Origin of the sequence: Luteibacter sp. OK325 (assembly GCF_003050935.1) — a bacterium.
Taxonomy (GTDB): Bacteria; Pseudomonadota; Gammaproteobacteria; order Xanthomonadales; family Rhodanobacteraceae; genus Luteibacter.
This window is the reverse complement of sequence record NZ_QAOX01000004.1, coordinates 26,222-46,816: the sequence shown is the minus strand read 5'-3', so window position 1 is coordinate 46,816 and position 20,595 is coordinate 26,222. Positions and strand designations below refer to the sequence as shown.

The window sequence follows — 20,595 nt, the reverse complement described above, 5'->3', positions numbered from 1 at the left end:
GACACCAGAGGTAACGTGACCGCCATTGTCTTACCCCGAGTCCTGCATGTCTGTTCGCGTCCCGCGCTCCCTTCTTTTCCTGCCGCTGGCGATCCTCGCCGGCTGCGCTTCCGGTGGCGCTACGCGTCCGGGCAAGGCCGCGACGCCCGAGGTCAATGCGTTGTACGACCGGATGAACCAGGCAAGCAAGGGCTATGAGTCCTCGATCGACCAGGCACGTCGCGGAGACACCCCGCAGGCCGCGCAGACCCGCAAGCAGGCCCTGGACCAGCTCAAGGACGCTTCGGCTCGCTGCGGCCTGACCCCGGGTTGCGACCCACAGCGTTTCGCCGCCGTTTTCGATCGCCTGCTGCGCCTGAAGGACGGTAGCTTCATCGAGGGCGAGGATGCCGACGACACCGAGCAGGGTGCCGAAGTCGGTGCCCAGCCGGGCGATACGTCCGGTGCCGTGGCGGTGGGCACCCTGCCGCAGGCGCAGCGCAGCGTGACCATGCTTCGCGGCCAGCAGTTCTCCGACATGATGGTGATGAACGGGCCGGTGAAGGCGGCGCTCGAGATGTGGCTGACCCAGCTGCGCCCGAACCTCATGGACGCCTACGTCAACTACCAGATGATGCGCTACAAGATGTGGCCGGCCTATAAGAAGGCCGACCTGCCCGAGGCCCTGCTGTTCGGCATCATGGCCAAGGAATCCGGTGGCAAGGTACACGCGGTGTCACGCTCGGGCGCGTCGGGCCCCCTGCAGTTCATGTATGCCACCGGCCTGCGCTTCGGCCTGTCCAACGCGGACGGCTTCGACCAGCGCTTCGACCCCACCATGGCCGCGCAGGCCAATGCCGAATACATCGACGAGCAGCTCGGTGCGTTCAACAACAATCTCGAGATGACCCTGGCCGCCTATAACGGTGGCGAAGGGCGCATGCGCCGCATTGCCGCCGGTAGCCCGGGTGCCAGCTTTTACGACCCGCAGATCTACGGCCAGATGTCGGCCGAGACGCGAGACTATGTGCCGATGGTGCTCGCCGCCGCGTGGCTGTTCCTGCACGCGGACAGCTACCACCTGAAGTGGCCGAAGATCGATGGTGAGGCGGGGCAGATCGTGCTCAAGCGTCCGGCATCGCTGTCGGAACTTACCGTCTGCCTGGGTTCGGCCGAGGACATGCCGCAGGGCTGGTTCCGCACGCTGCGCAACCTGAATCCCCGCCTGGATCCGCAAGTGAGCCAGCCTGTGGGTGCGCGTCTGGAAGTGCCCAGGCAGCTCGAGAAGGCGTACGCCTCCAGCTGTGGCGACGGCCCCTGGCCGATCCTCGCCAGCGACCTGCATAACGCGGTGAAGATCATCGCTCCTCCGCCGCCGGCCGCGACCTCAGCGGCCCTGGCCAGCGGCCCGTCGTCATCCTCCTCGAAGTCCTCGGGAAGCTCGTCGAAGAGCTACACGGTTCGTCGTGGCGACACCCTGGTCAGCATCGCGCGCAAGAGCAGTTGCGCGGATGTCGAGGACATCGCGAAGATCAATGGCCTCAAGGGCCATGCATTGAGGGTGGGTCAGGCGATCCGGGTGCCGATCTGCCGCTGACGCGGGCGCCTCACGCTACGGCGTGAGGTTCCATCCAACGGTCGCTGGCGTCACCGGCGCGGCCGGGAGCCGAGAGCTCCTTGATCTGACGCATCAGGCGAAGGATCTGGCGGTGCAGGTCTTCCATGTTCGGCCGGCGGGCGTCGAGCGTCTCGTGGTACACCGAGGCGATCCACAATGCCACGCCACGGGTGGCGATCAACGGATTTTCGGACCGGGCCTTACCCAGGCCGATGTCCGGACCGTGTCCGTAGGTGCTGTAGCGTTCTTCGGGCGGCGTGCCATACAGATGGGGGAAGTCACAGGCGGCGGCCTGTTCCATTTCGCGCCGTACCAGCTGCTGCAGGTCGGCATGCGCACGCACTGGCAGGGCCAGGACGACGCGTTCGATATCGGCGAGCTGCCTGCGAAGGCGGATTTCGCGATTGACGGCAATGAGATGGCTGACGAGACGCATGGACGACTTCCCCTAGACGGATGCTTCTTCGGTCCAGGCCCTCCCCCGAGGGGCACCAGAGGCCCGAAGCATACGCTGCCCTTACGTCAAATGTAAGACGTTTTCGTCACAAAGTGACGTCCGCCGTCACGTGTGTGACGAGGGCCCTGTCCAGCGACCGATACGTTGCCCGACGACCACTTGCTGTTGCGGCTGGAGGCTGTCCAGCTCATAACCTTCCGGAAACAGCAGGATAACCGTCGAACCCATGTTGAACCGGGCCATTTCGGCAAATCGGTCGAGGCGGATATCGCGGCCCGCGCAGTCCACCCGGATGACGTCCGAGGCATACGGCGGGATGGCCATGCCGTCCCAGACGGTCGCCACGCTGGACACCAGGATGGCGCCGACCATCACAGAGACGAAGGGGCCATGCTCTCCCTGGAACTTGCAGACCAGGCGCTCGTTGCGGGCAAACAGGCGGGGAATGTCGGCGACGGCGAAGGGGGCGACGCTGAAAATGCGCCCCGGCACATGCGTGGTTCCGGTCAGCTCGCCGGCCAGGGGCATGTGCACCCGGTGGTAGTCGCGCGGGGACAGGTAGATCGTGGCGAAGCTGCCGTTGCGGAACGGCGCGGCGGCGGCCTCGTCGCCGAGCAGCTCGGCGGCGGTGTATTCCTGGCCCTTGGCCTGGAAGATCCGGCCGTCGCGAATGCGTCCCGACTGGCTGATGCGTCCGTCCGCCGGGCAGAGGATCGCTTGCGGGTCCGGGTCGGCACTGCGCGCCCCGGGCTTCAGCTTTCGGGTGAAAAACGCGTTGAAATGCGCGTAGCTGAGCGGGTCCGGTTGGGCTGCCTGGCTCATGTCCACGTCATAGCGCTGCACGATCTCCCCGATCAGGAAGTTCTTCCACGGCGTCCATTCCCACCGGGTCGCCCAGTAGACGATGCGCGACAGGAAGCGGTGCGGGAGGAGGTACTGCAGCAGGACGGTTGGCTTCATCGGCGGGAGTATAGGGGAGGTTGCGACAGGGTTCAGCCCGGTGTCTGTTTACCGGCGGTGATCCCTGCATCTACGTTTTCTTCATCGGATCACGCTTATGAAGAGCCCACGGGCAGGTTCGCAACGGTAACGTGCGAATCGCCGCTTCGCACGTGGGTCAATGGCGACCACGGCGGGAGCGGAGGGAAGGGGGACTTCCGCCTTGCTGGCGATCAGGGATGTCAGGACGTGCACCACACCACTGGGACGCGGTGGAACGGGGTACACGACAATGAAAAAGCACCACACGACGTCCGGGCAACCCCATGGGGTTGCCCGGCGACACGATGTACTGTTCCTTGCCGTCATGGCTGCCCTGGCTTCGCTCCCCTGGCGAGCCGATGCGCAGGTCGTGACCCTCCCGGGGTACGATCCCACGGTCAACGACAATCTGGTCGGCCAGACCGTCGTTCCCGGTGGCGGAACGGTCACGCTATCCGGGCCGCAGCTGTTCGCCGCCGGCGACTCGGGCACCCGCAACACCACGCTCGGCGCACTCAATTCCCTCGGGCGGTTGCTCACCGGTACGCAATGGATCGGTGCTGCGCGGCTGAACCCCGGCAGCCAGAATTTCGGCGTGAGCGTGCCCGATCCGATCACGGGTGGAAGTCGCGTCGTGTCGACCTACGCCACGGCCAACCTCAACCCCACGGCGCCGGTGGACCTCAATACCACGGTCCCCGACGTGGTCAACGTCAATAACCAGCAGTACATCAACGCGCGCGTGGGCACGGTCACGTCTGCAGGCGGGACACTCAACGTCAACATCGGTACGGGCGGCGCAGCGTCCACGGCGGCGACGAATGGCTGGACGATAGCCGCCAAGCAATCGTCGCTCTTCTATGCCGACGGCACGGGCAGCGCGGCCAGCAACATCGACTGGACCTCCAACAACCGGATCACCTTCACCGGCGCGGTAGCCAACCCGACGGTTCCGAACAATTTCGGCGTGTCCTTCGTCGCGCACTATGGCGGTACGTTCAACGTCACCACCACCGATGGCGTGACCTCGTCGCACACGGTGAACAACGATGCTGACCTGCGGACGTACAACAACTTCCTGATCGCCCAGTTGCAGGCCGGCAATCTCGACCCGGCCCAGTACAACACCTTGTTCTCCCGCGGCTATACGTTCACCACGGAGCAGATCACCTACGGACAGAGTGCCGACAGCCCGCCTGACGAAGTCGCGCAACCGATCGGCAATCGCATCGTGATGCACCTGGTAGGCGCCAATGCGCACGGGACGATCGCTCCGGGCGCCACGCTTGAGGTGGTGAACGCGAACAACGGTGCGGTACGCGGTGAAGGCGGCGCCACGGTGAACATCCAGGGAACCCTGGCCACCACCCACACGACGGGTGACGGCTCGGCGGTGATCCTCACCACCGGCAGTTCAGGGACGAACAACGGCGTGATCAACGGCAATTTCTTCCGCCAGGCCGTCGGTGCCGGCGCGCTGATAACCAACGGCGAGTTTGGCTCCAACGTGGTCGACGTGCAGTCGAACAGCAGCTTCGCCAACGCAGGCATTCTCAACCTGGCGACCGGAAACTCCAACGGGGCGGGCAAGTCGACCGGTATTCGCATCGGTGCCGGTGCGAGCGCTACCAATAGCGGCATCGTCAACGTCGGTGTCACCGGCTCACGTTCCAACGGCTCGATGGATGGCGTGTACATCAACGACGCGACCGCAAACTTCACCAATGCCGCTGGCGGGACGATCTACATCGGTCGTGGCCCGCAACAGGATCCGGCGGTCGCGCCCGCGGACGTGGCGATCAATCAACAGGCGGTGACCACCGGTATCAATGTCGCCACAGGTGGCACGGTGAACAACCAGGGCAACATCACCATCGGCAGCCTTACGCAGAATGCAGCGGGCATCCTGGTGACCTCGCCCACGGCGAATGTCACCAGTTCCGGCACGATCAACGTAAACGGCCGGGCGGCCGCTGTGCCCCGCGAAAACGACGGCATTCTTGTCCAGAACGGTGGCGTTACCGGTGTCGTGGTGAACAGCGGAACGGTCAACGTCAATGGTGTTAACGGCGTCGGGATCAAGGCGCTATCAACGACCGCGGCGGCATCGACCGTGCGGTCGACTGGCACGATCAATGTCGCCGGTGGTGCCGATCCCTCGAGCGGAACCCGTAACTTCGGCGTGTGGGCCGAGGGGCAGGGCACGGGAACGGCGCGCGCCAACGTTCAGGGGGCCGTCCACCTGCTCGGTGACGGTGCCATCGGCATCCACGCGCGTGGTCGCGCGACGGTGGATGTGGCGGCGGGTGCGGCTCCTACGTTTTCCGGCGGGACCAGGCAGATCGGCTTCTTCGCGTTCGGTAACGATGCGCATATCAACGTCAACAGTGGCTCGAACCTCGACGTATCGACAGCTCAGTCCACCTTGTTCCGGCTCGACAGCGGTGCCGACTTCGACGGCACCGGGCTGACCATGAGTGCTTCGGGTGCGCAGTCCACCGGCATCCTCGGTACGGGGGCCGGGTCGGTGCTGAACACGCGTAACGCGAACATCGCCGTTTCAGGTGCTGCGGCGCAGGGTGTCGTCGCCGAAGGTGGCTCCACGGCCACGATCGATGCAGCCACGACCATGTCGCTAACCGGTGCCGGTGCCATCGCCGGCATCGCCGACGGCCAGAAGCATGACCTTACCGGAGCGAATTCCGGTGGAGTGGTGCGCAGCACGTCGCTCAACAGCCTGGCCAGCCTGACGTCGTCGCAGAGCGGCGTGACCGGGTACATCGCGCGCAATGGCGCCTCGTTGTCGAATGCCGGCGCGATGAACTTCACCGGGGCCAACGCCACGGGGTTTATCGTGGAGACGAATGCGGCTGCCACCAACAGAGCCGCCGTGAACCTGAGCGGGCCGGCGGCGACGGGTGCCATCCTGCGCACGGGCGGCACGTTCGCCAACAACGGCACGATTCATGTGCTGAACGGAACCGGTGTGCGCGTGGAGGGAGCGGGCACGCAACGCCTGAACCCGGCCGGATCGATCATGGTGGACGACGGCGTCGCGGGCGTGCAGCTGATCAGTGGCGCCGGCCTCGCGCTCGGTGCCGGCGACTCGGCCATCATCACGAACGGTTCGGCCCACGGTGTCCTGCTCGACACCGGCGCGACATCGTTGACGGCGACGGGCACGACGATCACCACGCTGGGTACGGGTAATGCGATCGAGAATGCGGCCGAGATCGGCGCGATCACCCTGAGCGGTGCCACGCTGCGCGTCGGCAATGGCGCGGGCCTGCGCACGGCGACGTCGATCGATCCGGCATCGACGGCGACCGTCCAGGTAGACGGGGCTGGCGTCGGATACGCATTCCGTCGTGCGGACGGGAGTGCGGCCAGCACTGACCTCGCCATCGGTCCGGGCTTCGTCGTCAACGGCAACGGTGCCGGTGCGACGGGTATTCAGGCGCTGACCACGGGCGCGGTGACCAGCGCCGCCACGGTCAATATCCTCAGTGCCGCAGGCGGGCCCGCATTGCTTGCGGGCACGGCGTCTTCGGTCGTCAACAGCGGCAACCTTAGCTCGGTGAGTACCACCGCGCCGGTGGTGGACCTGTCCAACGGCCCGGGTACAAGCTTCAGCAACAGCGGCGCGATCACCGCGGTATCGCCAGCGGCGATTGCCGTGCGCGGGAGCGCCGGAAATGACACGGTAGGCATCACCGCCGGATCGATCCAGGGCGATGTCGCCACCGGTGGTGGCAGCGACAGCGTCACATGGACAGGCGGCACGCTCGATGGCGGTATCACGATGGGTGACGGCGCGAACAACGTGGCGACCGTTGGCAACGTCGATACCTCCAGCACGTATCACCTTTTGGCCGGGACGGGCGGCGGCAATACGTTGAACTTCGACGGCACGCAGGCACGCGGTGGTTCGTTCGTGACCGATACCCTGGGTAAAGGCATCAACCTGGGGACTGGCTGGAACACCATCGCCTTCGCGAACGGTGCGGGATTCACCCTTACCGACAACGTTCACCTTGCGAACAGCGACATTACGATCGATCCGACATCGACGCTGTTTGCCGGTGACGGCGTGCATCCGGTGATCTCGGGTGCATCGCCCGGATCGGCCAACGTCAGCAACGCGGGCACTATCGATCTCACCAACGGGACCGGTTCACCAGGCAACAGCCTGACCATCGATGGCTCGTACATCGGCGATAACGGTCACATTAATTTCGTCACGGACGTCAATGCGGGCGGTGCACTTGGCAACCAGTCGACCGATCGCCTGCTCGTGCAGGGCGATGCCAGTGGCGAGACAACGCTCAATATCACCCCCGCGACAGCAAGCACGGGCGCGCTGACCGATGCGGATGTGAATGGCTACGTCAGCTCGAACGAGGGCATTTCCGTCGTGCAGGTAGCCGGCGCGTCGACCGGCGGCGCCTTCCGTCTCAATGGTGGATACCTTGCCGTCGGTCCGTGGCAGTATGGGCTGTACGCTTTCTCACCCGGCAGCAGCGAAGCGTCGCAGCGTGTCGTTGGCGGCACCACGTCAGGCAACGACTTCTGGGACTATAGGCTTGCCAATGTGCTGGTCTGCGATGGCCCGTGTCCCGCACCCACCACGATTACACCGGCCCCCACACCTCCTGCCGGTGTGGCTTACGTCGCGCCACCGTCGCCGCCCGGGACGACACCGCCTCCGGCTGGGGCGCCGCCCGGGACACCGGACATCATGCCCACGGTGGAATCGTTGCCGCCGTCGAATGCGCGGCCGGCAGTGGTTCCACAGGTGCCGGCATATATCGTTTCGCCCTCGGCCCTGGCGCTGTACAGCTACCAGAACGTCGACAACCTGCATCGCCGTCTCGGCGAGATCCGCGACATGGACGATATGGGTGAAGGGCTGGGTGGCGAGCCGTTCGTACGCTTTATCGGTGGCGACTACACGTATTCCACCAACCGCTCGTTCAAGGAGTTCGGTTACGACGCCGACGTGGACACACGCGCCGTGCAGGTCGGTGCGAACATCTTCGCCCTGGATTCCGATGCTTCGACGTTGCACGCGGGCATCGCGTATACGCATGGCACGACGGACCTCGACCCCAGGGCCGTGGATGGCCACAGCCATGTCAAGTTCTACGGCAACTCCTTCGCCATGTTCGTTACCTGGCAGCGTGCGAACGGTTTCTATGTCGATGTCGTCGCCTCCGGCGACCGGCAGCAGGGTGATGTCGACACCGCACGCGCGAAAGGCGCGGCGCGTTTACGTGCGTCCGGGTGGACAGGCTCCGTGGAAACGGGTTACCCGTGGCGCTTCGACGGTGGTTGGGAACTCGAGCCTCAGTTGCAGCTGTCGCGGCAGAACATCAGCCTGCATGACCAGGTGGATCTCGACGGTGTGACGACGCACTACCAGACGTTCGAGCAGACCATCGGCCGGGCGGGGCTGCGCTTCGACCGCACCTGGGTCAGCGACAGCGGTCGCAAGGCGACACCCTATGTGCGGGTGAATTACATCCGCGGCTGGGGTGGCAACACGAAGGTCGACGTTGGTGCTGAAGGGCTCGATCTCACCCAGCAGTTCACCGGCGGAAGCTTCGGTCGCATGGGCGAGATTGGTTTCGGCGGGACCGTGGGCTGGGCCAACCGGTTGTCCATTTATGGCGAGGCGGACTGGCAGAAGAACCTTGGCGATGCGGGTACGCGGGGTTGGGGGCTCAATCTGGGGGCTCGCTGGGACTTCTGACGCCTATCGCCGATGAATCGGCTCCCACATGAGCGGGCTTCGGCGGATTAACCTTGCTCCTTGTGGGAGCCGATTCATCGGCGATGGGTTCGCGACAACTCAATGGTCAACAGCCACACGCCCGGTCAGAAAATCAATAAACGCCCGCACCCGCAGCGGCACGAACCGGCTATGCGGATAAAGCAGGTTGAACGGTCGTGATCGCCCGCCCAGTTGCGGCAGTAATTCAACGAGCGTGCCCTCGGCAAGGTCGCGCTCGACGATGAACCGATACGTCTGAAAAACGCCGGCGCCCGCACGGGCAAGCGTCACCCCGCCCAGTACATCCTCACCCACGGTGAACGCGCTCTCCGCTTCGAATTCCACGTCGTCGCCGCTCTCGTGGAACAACCACGGAATGCGTCGCCCGCTGCTGGGCAGGTCGAACTGGATGCACTCCAGCGTCGCAAGTTCGGCAAGTGTCTGCGGTGCTCGCCTGCGTTCCATGTAGGCGGGAGAGGCGATTACTACAAGCGCCGCATCTTCCAGGTGGCGCACGATCATCGTGGAGTCCGCCTGCGCGCGGACACGAATGGCGAGATCGAACGCGTCATCGGCGAAGGCGATGTTGCGATTGCTTATATGCAGGTCGAGAAGGACATCCGGGTGCTCGCCGTGAAACGCTGGCAAGAGCGGCAGCAGGCGATGGTGCGCGTACGTGGTCGGTACGCTGATGCGCAGGCGACCGGCGGCGCGTCCTTGCTGGCCTGTCGCCATCTGCTCGGCTTCGGTGAACTGGGCAAGGGCCAGGCGGCTCTGGTCCAGATAGACGCGACCGGCTTCGGTGAGGCGGATGTTCCGGGTCGTACGGACGAACAGGCGAACGCCCAGCCGCGCCTCCAGGCGAGCCACGGAGCGGCTCACGGCCGCTGGCGTGACCCCCGCCGCCGTGGCGGCCGCCGTGAAGCCGCCAAGCTCACCGGCCAGGCAGAACAGTTCGATGCTACCCAGCATCAGGTCGTCGAACTGCCTTTGCATAGCGTTACACCGTGTAATGAGTCTTGTGTCCCGGATCTTATTTATCACCGCCCGCCGCAGCAATAGATTGTGTTCCAGTCATCCGGAGTCCAAACCTATGAGCAGCAACAAGACCGCGATTGTCACCGGTGCCTCCAGTGGCCTTGGCTTCGCCATCGCAAAAGCCTTCCTCGACCTCGGTTACAACGTGGTCGGGAACGCCCGCACCCAGGAACGCCTGGATGCCGCGCATGCCGAACTGGGTAACTCCGATCGGTTCCTCGGCGTGGCCGGCGACATCAGCCTGCCGGAAACCGCTGAGCGCCTTCTCGACCATGCGCTGGAGGCCTTCGGCAAGGTCGACGTACTGGTCAACAACGCCGGTATCTTCGTCGCACGGGATTTCATCGACTTTACGGCGGCCGAGATCGACGCGGTGATCGACACCAATCTGCGTGGCTTCATCTATCCGACGCAGGTGGTTGCCCGTCACATGGTGTCTCGCAACGAAGGCAGCATCGTCAACGTGACGGCGTCCGTGGGCATGCAGCCCGATCGCAACGTGCCCGGCACGATGGCGGTACTGACCAAGGGCGGCCTGAATGCCGTGACGCGTGGCCTGTCGATCGAATTGTCCCGCCACAACGTTCGCGTCAATGCCGTGGCTCCGGGCGTCATCGACACGCCGATGCACTCGCCCGAAACGCATGAATTCCTCAGCGCCCTCAACCCCGCAGGGCGCCTGGGTACGCCGGAAGAGATCGCCGAGGCCGTGGTCTACCTCGCGCAGGCTTCCTTCATCAATGGCGTGGTCCTGCCGGTCGACGGCGGCGGCACCGCCGGCCGCTGGTAATCGCCAACATGCCTTACGTCAACGTTCGCATCACTAAAGAAGGCAATACGCCTGAGCAGAAAGCCCAGGTCATCGCCGAAATCACCGAGACGCTCCAGCGCGTCCTCGGCAAGCCGCCGGAAGTGACTTTCGTGGTCATCGACGAGGTGCCGATGGAAGATTGGGGCTACAAGGGATTGCCCACATCGAAGCTGCGGCCGCCCAATCCCGGGCCGGTTTGATAGCCGAAAAGCCAAACGCCGCTGAGGCAACTCAGCGGCGTTTTTTATTGCCTCGGTTCCCTGTAGGAGCCGATTCATCGGCGATCCCGCGGCAGCGGGCCGGGTTGCTGCACGCACCCATTCGCCGATGAATCGGCTCCTACAGGGGCGGAGATATCCAATCGCCGGAGAGGGGGTGTGCCTGATCCTATTGGGCGAAAGGTGTCTGACTATCCATAGTCAATCCCTATCGCCCCCGTCACAAATATGAATTTCCCTAATCAGTCGACGGGGCCTAACGTTGCGTCCACGTCGCGGCCCCGCCGCTCGCCTCTCCCACGAACACAGCAAGGGTAAGACCCATGAGTAAGCTGACCACCGCCTTCGGCGCCCCCGTCGCCGACGACAACAACACGATGACCGCCGGCCCGCGTGGCCCGGCTCTGCTGCAGGATGTCTGGTTCCTCGAGAAGCTCGCCCACTTCGACCGCGAGGTGATTCCCGAGCGCCGCATGCACGCCAAGGGCGCCGGTGCCTTCGGTACGTTTACGGTCACCCATGACATCACGCAGTACACCCGGGCGAAGATCTTCTCCGACGTGGGCAAGACTACCGAGATGATGGCCCGATTCTCGACCGTGGCCGGCGAGCGCGGCGCGGCCGATGCCGAGCGCGACATCCGCGGCTTCGCCATGAAGTTCTATACGGAAGAGGGCAACTGGGACCTGGTCGGCAACAACACGCCGGTGTTCTTCATCCGCGATCCGCTGAAGTTCCCGGACCTCAACCACGCCATCAAACGCGACCCGCGCACGGGCATGCGTAGCGCCGACAACAACTGGGACTACTGGACGCTGCTGCCCGAGGCGCTGCATCAGGTCACCATCGTCATGAGCGAGCGCGGTGTGCCGAAGTCGTTCCGTCACATGCATGGTTTCGGCAGCCACACGTACAGCTTCATCAACGCAAACAACGAGCGCTTCTGGGTAAAGTTCACCTTCAAGACCCAGCAGGGTATCCAGAACCTGACCGACGACGAAGCCGGGCAGGTGGTCGCCAAGGACCGCGAGAGCAACCAGCGCGACCTGTACGAAGCCATCGAGCGCAAGGAATTCCCACGCTGGACGCTGTTCGTGCAGATCATGCCCGAGGCCGAAGCGGCCAATACGCCATACAACCCGTTCGACCTGACCAAGGTTTGGCCGCACGGCGATTACCCGCTGATCGAAGTGGGCTTCTTTGAACTGAACCGGAATCCCGAGAACTTCTTCCAGGATATCGAGCAGGCCGCGTTCGCGCCGGCGGTGATCGTGCCGGGCATCGGCTTCTCGCCGGACAAGATGCTCCAGGGCCGCCTGTTCTCCTACGGCGACACACAGCGCTACCGTCTCGGCGTGAATTACGCGCAGATTCCGGTGAATGCGCCGCGCTGCCCGGTCCACTCGTATCACCGTGACGGCGCGATGCGCGTCGACGGCAACGGCGGCGGTTCGACGCATTACGAGCCGAACAGTCGTGGCGCCCTGCAAGCCCAGCCGGACTTCTCCGAGCCGCCGTTGGAAATCGGCGAGACGGTGGCCAAGCGCTGGAACCATCGCGAAGACACCGACTACTTCTCGCAGCCTCGCAAGCTGTTCGAACTGATGACCCCGGCGCAGAAGCAGGTGCTGTTCGATAACACGGCCCGCGCCATCAAGGGTGCTTCGCAGCCGGTGGTCCAGCGCCATATCGACAACTGCACGGCCTGCCACCCGGACTACGGCAAGGGCATCGCCGAGGCCGTCGTAAGGCTCGGTTGATAGCGAAAGCAAAGCAGAGGGGCCAGCCATGGCCCCTCTCGTCAAAGCCGGAGCCACAGCATGACCACCGCCAGTCACACCAGACCCCTGTGGGAGCCGCTTCAGCGGCGAACAACACCCACCGAAACCGCGCCAACCACGGCGTCGAAGACCCGACTCCAAACGCGTGCACCGATGTCGGTGACCCGAGGCAAGGTCGGCATCCTCCTATCCAACCTCGGCACACCCGACGGCACCGACTACACCTCCGTGCGCCGTTACCTCGCCGAATTCCTTTCCGATCAGCGCGTGATCGAACTTCCGAAATTCATCTGGCAACCGATCCTGCAAGGCGTTGTGTTGCTCCGTCGTCCCGCCGTCAAAGGCAGGGACTACGCGCGAATCTGGAACCGGGAACTCGACGAGAGCCCGCTGAAGACCGTGACCCGAAACCAGGCGAGGAAACTCGGGACCTGGGCCGCGGAGATGTTCGGCGATGATCGTGTGGCGGTCGACTGGGGCATGCGATATGGCAACCCTTCCATCCCGGATGCCATAGCTCGCCTGACCGCCGAGGGTTGTGACCGTATCCTGATGTTCCCGCTCTACCCGCAGTATTCCGCGACGACCACGGCGACGGCTAACGACAAGCTGTTCGAGGTGTTACGCGGTATGCGCAACCAGCCGGCGGTGCGCGTGGTGCCTTCGTACTTCGACGAACCGTCGTATATCGAAGCGCTGGCCCGTTCCGTCCGAACCACGCTGGAAACCTTCGCGGAGGAGCCTGAGGTGATCGTCGCCTCGTTCCACGGCATTCCCCAGCGCAACATTGCCCTGGGCGATCCCTATTACGAGCAGTGCCAGCACACCGGCGAATTGCTTCGCGACGCCTTGAACCTTCCGCCGACACGTTTCCGTATCACCTACCAGTCGCGATTTGGTTATGCGGACTGGCTCCAGCCGTACACCGACGCCACCATGCGCCAACTCGCCCACGAGGGTGTCCGTCGCGTCGCCGTGATATCCCCGGGCTTCTCGGCGGATTGCATCGAGACGATCGATGAGATCGGTCGCGAGAACGCGCACTATTTCCGGGAGGCAGGTGGTGAGGTATTCACGCTGATTCCCTGCCTCAACGACAGCGACGACGGCATGGCGGTGTTGTGTGATCGCGTGCTGGAGGAGACGCAGGGATGGCTGTGAAGTACGCGACGCGTCTTGAGGTGGTCGCCGATCAGGACAACCTCGCCGGACTTTCGCTACGCGACCTCGAGTACGTCGTTGCGGTGGCAGATCTGGGCAACTTCATGCGTGCTGCCGAACGCTGCCACGTGACGCAGCCCTCGCTCTCGGTGCAGATCCGTCGCGTGGAGACCCGCTTGGGTACCGTCATCTTCGAGCGAACGACGCGAAGGATCCTGGTGACGGAGCAGGGCGCTCGCCTGGTGGACCAGATGCGCAAGGTGCTGGTCGAAGGGAGACGGTTACTTGATATGGCGCTGCGCCCGAAGCGAGCGTTCGGCGGCGCGTTGCGGCTATCGGCAATCGCGACGCTCGGTCCGTACTACTTTCCGCATGTGTTGGGAGACATCCAGAAGGCTTTCCCCGATGTATCGCTCGAGCTGGGCGAGGGTAAGACGGACGATCTTGTCTATGCCTTGATCCGTGGCGAACTGGATGTCGTACTCATGTCCGCGCCCGTTACCGACACGCAGGTAAGTTGCGTGGCGATCTTCCAGGAGCCGTTCCGACTCGCCTGTCGTGACGATCATCCGGCTACGACAGAAGCCGGCGATCTTTGGGCGTCGCTCAAACCCCGTGAACGTCTGCTTCTCGAAGAGGGTCATTGTCTGCGCGACCAAGCGCTTGCTGCTTGCGATGACGTCGCTCCCGACCAACGGCAGGGCACCAGCCTTGAGATGCTGCGGTATATGGTTGCCGCTGGCGAGGGGTGCACGCTGATGCCCCAGCTTGCGACAACGCAGGTTCAGGGCATGCGCTATCTGCCGCTGCCGGAAGAGTTTGCGCGGACCATCGTGCTGGCCTGGCGTAAGTCAGATCCCCGCGCGGACGATTTTCGAGCATTGGCCGCCACGCTGCGGGTATCCAGACCGTCGCAACTCATCGCCTGATGGCGGGAAGATAGGGTTTTCTGGTACGGATCAGAGAGATACGCACCGCGTTCCGGATCGACGTATCAAGAGTTCTGCGGCGGCTGCGTTGCCTATGGCAATGTCGGTTGGCGTCGGTCGTGACGCCCAAAAACCAAGGATTTGTCATGAAACGGAATTTCGCGTTGTGTGTCTCCGCTTTGCTGGTCGTTTCGAGTGCGAGTTTTTCGGTTATCGCCGACGAAGCGCCGAGCCGGAACCTGACCAACTTTGACAGTTTCAAGGTCGGCCACTGGATGACTACGACCAGTGGGGACGGAATTACGGTGACGTCGGCGGAGAGTGCCCTGACTATCTCGAACACAGGCACCCCCGGGGGGAACGTAAAGGGCAGCAACCTGCAGGTAGAGAGGCAAGATAAGACGGTAAAAGCGGTGATTACCCTGGCCGGGCCCCAGCCCAGCGTATCGTTCGATTTCGCGGTGGTGCGTGCCGGTCAAGCTCCGCCTTCTTACTCATGCACGTATACGAATGGCGCCGGTGAGAAGAAGGCCTTCTACGGAGCCAACGGGGCGGCTGAGTGCAAGGCACCAGAGAAAGGCAATGTGACCGCGGTGACTATCTATGTCACGCAAGACGGACCGGAATATGTCGCGATCGACAATATCCGGACGCCTTAAGGCATCAGGTCCGCACGAGCGGCGAAGGGTGAGGCGCTAGCTCCCTCCGTTGTGTAGGGCCCGGCGTCGGTCGGCAGCGGGCCGGCGGCTGCCGGATCGCCGATGAATCGGCTCCTGCAAGGTTGGACGACCTTGTTTGGTAGGAGCCGATTTATCGGCGATGTTCCTTTGGCCCCAGTCAGTCTTCCTACTTGACGACCGGCAATTCAACGAACGTTCCGTTGTTCCCGTCCCGTACGATTCTCTGCGTCGCCTTCTGATAATCAGCAGGCTTCGCATTGAAAATGTTCGGCACGAAGGTCTGCGGATTCCGGTCGTACAACGGGAACCAGCTCGACTGGATCTGCACCATCACGCGGTGGCCTGGCTGGAACACGTGGTTCACCGTGGGCAGCGGGAAGCGGTAGTCCAGCGGCTTGTCCGGGGTGAGCGCCATGGGTTTGTCGTAGCCCTCGCGGTAACGGCCACGAAAGATCTCCATGGCGATCGGTAGCTGGTAACCACCCATCGACGGCTTCTCTTCCACTTCGTCCGGGTAGACGTCGATCAACTTGACCACCCAGTCGCTGTCCGTGCCACTGGTGGACGCAAGCAGATGCACCAGCGGTTCGCCAGCGACGCCCATCGGCTTGTCCAGCACGGGCGAGACGTAGGTAAGCACGTCGGTACGCGTGGCGAACTGCCGCTGGTCGTCCACCAGCCACTCGGGCCAGCTGTCGACCTGATCCGGGGCACCGTGCGACCAGGCCTGGATGGGACGCACGCGATAGGGTACCGGCTTGGCGGGATCGGAAACGTAATCGTCCGAGCCCTGGCTCGGAGCGGTAACACCAAGGCCACCATCCGCCTCCACATACCAGCGCTGCATCGTCGGCGCACAATCGGAGCGGCAGGCTGAGGGCCACGTATCGAGCTTGCGCCACGTGTTATCGCCGGTCACGAAGGCGTTGACCGGTGCGATATCCGCCTTCGGTGCATCGTCCTTCAGATACTGCGCGAGGAAGGGACGCAGAATGTCCTGACGGAACGTCGTACCGGTATCGCTGCCCAGATCCAGTGCGCCGATGGTGTTCGCCTTCTCCCACGTCTTGGCATGCCGCCATGGCCCGATCACCAGCCACACCTTCTTGTGCTCGGGATCGCGCGGCGCGAGGGCACGATAAACCGACATATCGCCGTAATTGTCTTCCTGGTCCCACAGGCTGTGCACGAGCATGGTCGGCACCGTCATGGGCTCCTTCGCGGCGATCTTGTCCAGCGCCTGTTGCGACCAGAAGCTGTCGTATGCCGGATGGGCAAGCACTTTCTGCCAGAAGCCTAGCGCCTCCATGCCGTAGGCACGGCCGATGTCTCCGGCTGAGCCGCCATGCAGGTACAGGTCGTAGTCGTCACGGTAGCCACTGGTCCAGCCGATGTTGCTCTCGCGCGAGTTCACCATGCCGTAGATGTAGGGAATCATCTGCTGGCGGAACGCACCGCGGTGGAACCAGTCGTCGCCCATCCAGCCGTCGATCATGGGATTGATCGGCACGGCTACCTTGAGGGCGGGGTGCGGATGGATCGTGGCGATCATCGCCTCGAAGCCGTCGTAGGAAATGCCGATGATGCCGACCTTGCCGTTGGACTCCGGCACATGCTTCACCAACCAGTCGATGGTGTCGTAGATGTCCGAGGACTCATCGATCGGGGTCGGGTTACCAGGACCGACCGGCGGGCGGTTCATCACGAAGTCGCCTTCGGAGCCGTGCTTGCCGCGAATATCCTGGAGAACGCGAATATAGCCGTCCTGGACGATCACGTCGGACGGGTTGTCATAGCCGCGCAGGGTCGGGCCCAGATGCGGGCTGTCGGAGCGATGGCCCATGCCATCGGCCCCGTAAGGCGTACGCGTGAGTAGCATGCCCGCGCGCTTCGCGCCCTTCGGCAGCAGGATCACCGTGTGCAGCCTGACCCCGTCGCGCATTGGAATGTCGACAGTACGGCGTTCGAAATCGAAGCCAGGATTCGTCGGCGTGAAATGGGCCGGCGTTTCCGTCGGCAGGTCTTTATAGGTCTTTTCGCCGCCGACCGCCGGGGTCGCGAGGACCCCGGCGGCGAGCGCGACGATACCCAGTCGCAGTAGTGCGTGCATGACCTCTCCGTCAGAAGTCGTAAGTGATGCCGAAGCGGGCGTAACGCGGCTGGGTGTAGCTGATGACCTGGTTATAACCGTCGTTCACTGAGTTGGTGCTACCCGACACCGGGTTGAGCGCCTGTGCCCGCTGCTGGTTGAGCAGGTTGAACACCGAAACGTTGAAGGCCAGCTTGCGGTCAGCCCACAGCGGACGGTACTCGACGTTCGCGTCGATAAGCTCTTCCCACGGGTTGCGGCCCTTGTCGCCGGGACGCGACGGGACACCGAAGCAGTAGTGGTAATAGCTGCCGTAGCCGGACGGATCGCTCTCGTCCGCACCGTAACGACCCAGGCAGGACTTGGGCGTGCCGGACTGCACGGTGAGGTTGGCCGAGACCATCCACTCCGGGGTGATCTGGTACGAACCGTAGATCTTGAACTGGTGCTTGCGATCGTTGGCCTGGTCGCCGTTGGCGTATTCCATCAGCGTGGCGTAATCCCAGTCACGCGTCGCGGAGACCGAACCCTGGCCCACGTCCGAACGCACCTGGCCCTCGGTGTTGCCGTAGCTGCGCGAGTACAGGTAATCGGCCTTGAGCGACCACGTGCCGTCGAAAGGATGCGAGATATAAGTGTCGAGGCCGTAGTAGTTGCGCTTGAGCTGCGTGAAGCCAAAGTCGTCGTTGGTGACCTTGACGTTGTAGTACCCGCCGCCCTGCTGGGCGAGCTGATATACGTTGGCGCGGCCGGGATTGGAGAGGTAACAGCTACCCACCGTCGTTGCATCGATATCGGCGCCCTGGGCAACCGCGGCGCGGGTGATCGCGCCGTTGTCGCAAACGTCATCCAGCGCGTTGCGTAGCTTGCGCAGCGTGGCCTTCGTACCCCACACCCACGACGCATTGAGCTGCTGGTCGAAGCCGAGGATGAACTCGTCCTGGTACTCGGACTTGATGTTCTTCGCGCTGACCGTCCGCGGATCGGGCGGCTGGCCGTACTCGCCGTTCGGCGACACCGCGCCACCGGTGGCCGACTTCACGAAGGTCATGCCGGTAGGCATGCCGTTGGCATCGATGCCGGTATAGGTGAAGTACTGGTTGGTGGCGAGCGACCCGGCCGAGGTGCGCAGCGCGACCGAGGCAGGCATGGCGAGGAAGTAACGGCCGGCGTTGCCGTAGATCTTCATGCTGGAGTCTCCCAGCACGTCGTAGCTGAAGCCCAGGCGGGGTGCCCATTGCGGCTTGGTCAGGCGCAGGTAGGCCTGGCCGGTCGGGTTGTAGTTGGTGAACTGGTCATTGCGCAGGCCGAGCGAAAGCAGCAGTTTGTCGGAGACCTGCCAGTCGTCCATGACGTACTGCGCGCGCTGCTTCACACGTACCGACGCCAGCGTGTTGTAGTGACGGATGTAGCCGTAGTAGCCGGTTTCGCCACCCGGGTAGTTGCCCGGCTTGTCGACGAAGGGGCTGTCGCTGATGTTGAGGTTCGGGTCCTGCTTCGCGTACCACAATTCGTAGCCGTCACCGCCGATGGTGGTGCCATCGTCGATATCGTGTGAATCCTGGTTATCGATACCCACGGTGATCGAGTGGTTGCCGATCTTGTAGTTCAGGTCGACGCGCAGGTTGCGGTTGGTCGAGGTGTGGTCCGGGTTGTCGACGGTATCCAGCGTCTGGCCATTGGTGATCGGCGAGCCACCGGTGAGAGCCAGGTTTTCCCCGGCCGGGTTGCCGATGAACGGGCCGGTGACGCCGGTGTCCGGCGGCTCGTTGTAATAGGTGAGCTTGGACTTGCCGTAGAGCGCCGTGAGCGTCAGGTCGTCGGTGATGTAACTGGTGAACTTCGCGGTATAGACCATCGCCTTGGTCTTGTACGTCGAATCGGTGCTGACGAAATCGCCCGTGGTGTTGGTGTCGTAATCGTAGTCGTACTTGTTACCGTTCGAACGGTGCGTCTGGCTGACACCGGTCAGCTCGAGGATGTTGCTGTCGTTGATGTTCCAGTCGATCTTGCCGTACCACTTCGGATCCTTGTACGTGTACTTGGTGTCGTAGGAGTGGTTGATATCGCCGATGGTGTTGCCTTCGCTACGCGCCATTTCCACGGCGGTGAAGACATAGAGCTTGTCCTTGATCAGCGGGCCGCCGGCGTAGGCGCTGACGGTGGAGGTCCACTCGTTGTTCCTGTCGTTGCGCTGTTCGATCGTGCCCGGCGGATGCGGGTTGTTCTGGCCAAACGTGATGTTGCGCGCGTCGGCTCGAGCGAAATCGGGTTCCCACAGCACCTGGGCGCCGAAATGCCATTCGTTCGTGCCGCGCTTGCCGACCTGGCTGATGACACCGCCATCCGAGCGGCCATACATGGCGGAGTAGCCACCGCTTAGCACTTCTTCCTGGTCGACCGCGCCATAAGGCAGGCTGATGCCACCGAAACCGCTGAGCGGATCGGTGGTGTTCATGCCGTTGATGTAATACGCGTTCTCGGACACCGAGGAACCCGAGAAACTCACCAGCGAGTTGCCCATGGCGCCCTTGAAGCCGCTATAGCCGGCCACGGCGCCCGGTGCGAGCAGCGCGACGCCTTCAGCGGTGCGGGCCAGTGGCAGGCGGGCCATTTCGGCAGCGGTGATCACCGTGCTCGAGGCGACGGTGGCGACGTCGATCTTCGGCAGGTTGGTGGCCGAGACGGTGACACCCGACAGATCCTGGGCGTCTGCCGAGCTGGCGGCGGCACCGCTTACGAATGACACATCGGTGGCGGCGCCGACACGCAGCGTGACGTTGTCACGCGAGTCGACGACCTTGCCATCGGCCTTGAGCGAGACCTTGTACGTGGCCAGCGGCAGCGCTTCGGCGACATAACGACCACGCGAGTCGACGTTGACCTCTCGGGTGATGCCGTTACTGCCTTCGATGAGGATGGTTTCGCCAGCGGCAACGGGGGCCTGGCCGGCGATTCGGCCGGACGTCGCCTGACCGTGGGCGATGCCGGTGAGAGAGGCCGCGACGGCGGCGCAGAGGAGGGTGCGTCGGAGGGTAATGCGGGAACTCATGGGGATGCTCCGGAAGGGCTTTGAACGT

The 20,595-nt window shown here is 63.6% G+C and carries 13 protein-coding genes; 8 read left to right on the top strand and 5 right to left on the bottom strand.

Annotated elements, in window-relative coordinates:
- Positions 1 to 46: 46 nt before the first annotated feature.
- Positions 47 to 1,576, top strand: a complete 1,530-nt coding sequence (locus tag C8J98_RS10215; protein WP_107913107.1) for a transglycosylase SLT domain-containing protein — start codon at positions 47 to 49, stop codon at positions 1,574 to 1,576.
- Between the two features lie 10 nt (positions 1,577 to 1,586).
- Here C8J98_RS10215 and C8J98_RS10210 read toward each other — a convergent pair whose 3' ends face one another.
- Both C8J98_RS10210 and asd read right to left on the bottom strand, forming a co-directional pair.
- Complete coding sequence (locus C8J98_RS10210) at positions 1,587 to 2,033, bottom strand: hypothetical protein (RefSeq protein WP_199229876.1); 447 nt, start codon at positions 2,031 to 2,033, stop codon at positions 1,587 to 1,589.
- A 126-nt stretch (positions 2,034 to 2,159) separates the two neighbouring features.
- Positions 2,160 to 3,014 (bottom strand): archaetidylserine decarboxylase, encoded by an 855-nt coding sequence (gene asd / locus C8J98_RS10205; RefSeq protein ID WP_107913106.1) that lies wholly within the window; start codon positions 3,012 to 3,014, stop codon positions 2,160 to 2,162.
- A 271-nt stretch (positions 3,015 to 3,285) separates the two neighbouring features.
- Here asd and C8J98_RS10200 point away from each other — a divergent pair, with 271 nt between their 5' ends.
- Entirely contained in the window at positions 3,286 to 8,787 is a 5,502-nt protein-coding gene (locus tag C8J98_RS10200; RefSeq protein ID WP_158272671.1) for an autotransporter outer membrane beta-barrel domain-containing protein, read from the top strand.
- 99 nt (positions 8,788 to 8,886) lie between these two features.
- Here C8J98_RS10200 and C8J98_RS10195 read toward each other — a convergent pair whose 3' ends face one another.
- Positions 8,887 to 9,804 (bottom strand): LysR family transcriptional regulator, encoded by a 918-nt coding sequence (locus C8J98_RS10195; protein ID WP_107913104.1) that lies wholly within the window; start codon positions 9,802 to 9,804, stop codon positions 8,887 to 8,889.
- Positions 9,805 to 9,901: 97 nt separating this feature from the next.
- Here C8J98_RS10195 and C8J98_RS10190 point away from each other — a divergent pair, with 97 nt between their 5' ends.
- The 6 genes from C8J98_RS10190 (at position 9,902) to C8J98_RS10165 (ending at position 15,405) form a co-directional block, all read left to right on the top strand.
- Positions 9,902 to 10,636, top strand: coding sequence for an SDR family oxidoreductase (locus C8J98_RS10190; protein WP_107913103.1), 735 nt, complete (start codon positions 9,902 to 9,904; stop codon positions 10,634 to 10,636).
- A gap of 8 nt (positions 10,637 to 10,644) precedes the next feature.
- Positions 10,645 to 10,857 (top strand): 4-oxalocrotonate tautomerase family protein, encoded by a 213-nt coding sequence (locus C8J98_RS10185; protein WP_107913102.1) that lies wholly within the window; start codon positions 10,645 to 10,647, stop codon positions 10,855 to 10,857.
- Positions 10,858 to 11,198: 341 nt separating this feature from the next.
- Positions 11,199 to 12,635, top strand: coding sequence for a catalase (locus tag C8J98_RS10180; RefSeq protein WP_107913101.1), 1,437 nt, complete (start codon positions 11,199 to 11,201; stop codon positions 12,633 to 12,635).
- Between the two features lie 174 nt (positions 12,636 to 12,809).
- Entirely contained in the window at positions 12,810 to 13,817 is a 1,008-nt protein-coding gene (gene hemH, locus C8J98_RS10175; protein ID WP_107913100.1) for a ferrochelatase, read from the top strand.
- Positions 13,808 to 14,746 (top strand): LysR substrate-binding domain-containing protein, encoded by a 939-nt coding sequence (locus tag C8J98_RS10170; RefSeq protein ID WP_107913099.1) that lies wholly within the window; start codon positions 13,808 to 13,810, stop codon positions 14,744 to 14,746. The genes hemH and C8J98_RS10170 overlap by 10 nt, the downstream gene beginning before the upstream one ends.
- Before the next feature lie 146 nt (positions 14,747 to 14,892).
- On the top strand, positions 14,893 to 15,405 hold the full coding sequence (locus tag C8J98_RS10165; RefSeq protein WP_107913098.1) for a hypothetical protein: 513 nt from the start codon (positions 14,893 to 14,895) through the stop codon (positions 15,403 to 15,405).
- A 187-nt stretch (positions 15,406 to 15,592) separates the two neighbouring features.
- On the opposite strand, the gene C8J98_RS10160 is transcribed toward C8J98_RS10165, so the two are convergent.
- Both C8J98_RS10160 and C8J98_RS10155 read right to left on the bottom strand, forming a co-directional pair.
- A complete protein-coding gene (locus C8J98_RS10160) occupies positions 15,593 to 17,536 on the bottom strand; it encodes a CocE/NonD family hydrolase (RefSeq protein WP_107913097.1) in 1,944 nt (647 codons plus the stop codon).
- 10 nt (positions 17,537 to 17,546) lie between these two features.
- Positions 17,547 to 20,567, bottom strand: coding sequence for a TonB-dependent receptor (locus tag C8J98_RS10155; protein ID WP_107913096.1), 3,021 nt, complete (start codon positions 20,565 to 20,567; stop codon positions 17,547 to 17,549).
- Positions 20,568 to 20,595: the final 28 nt, after the last annotated feature.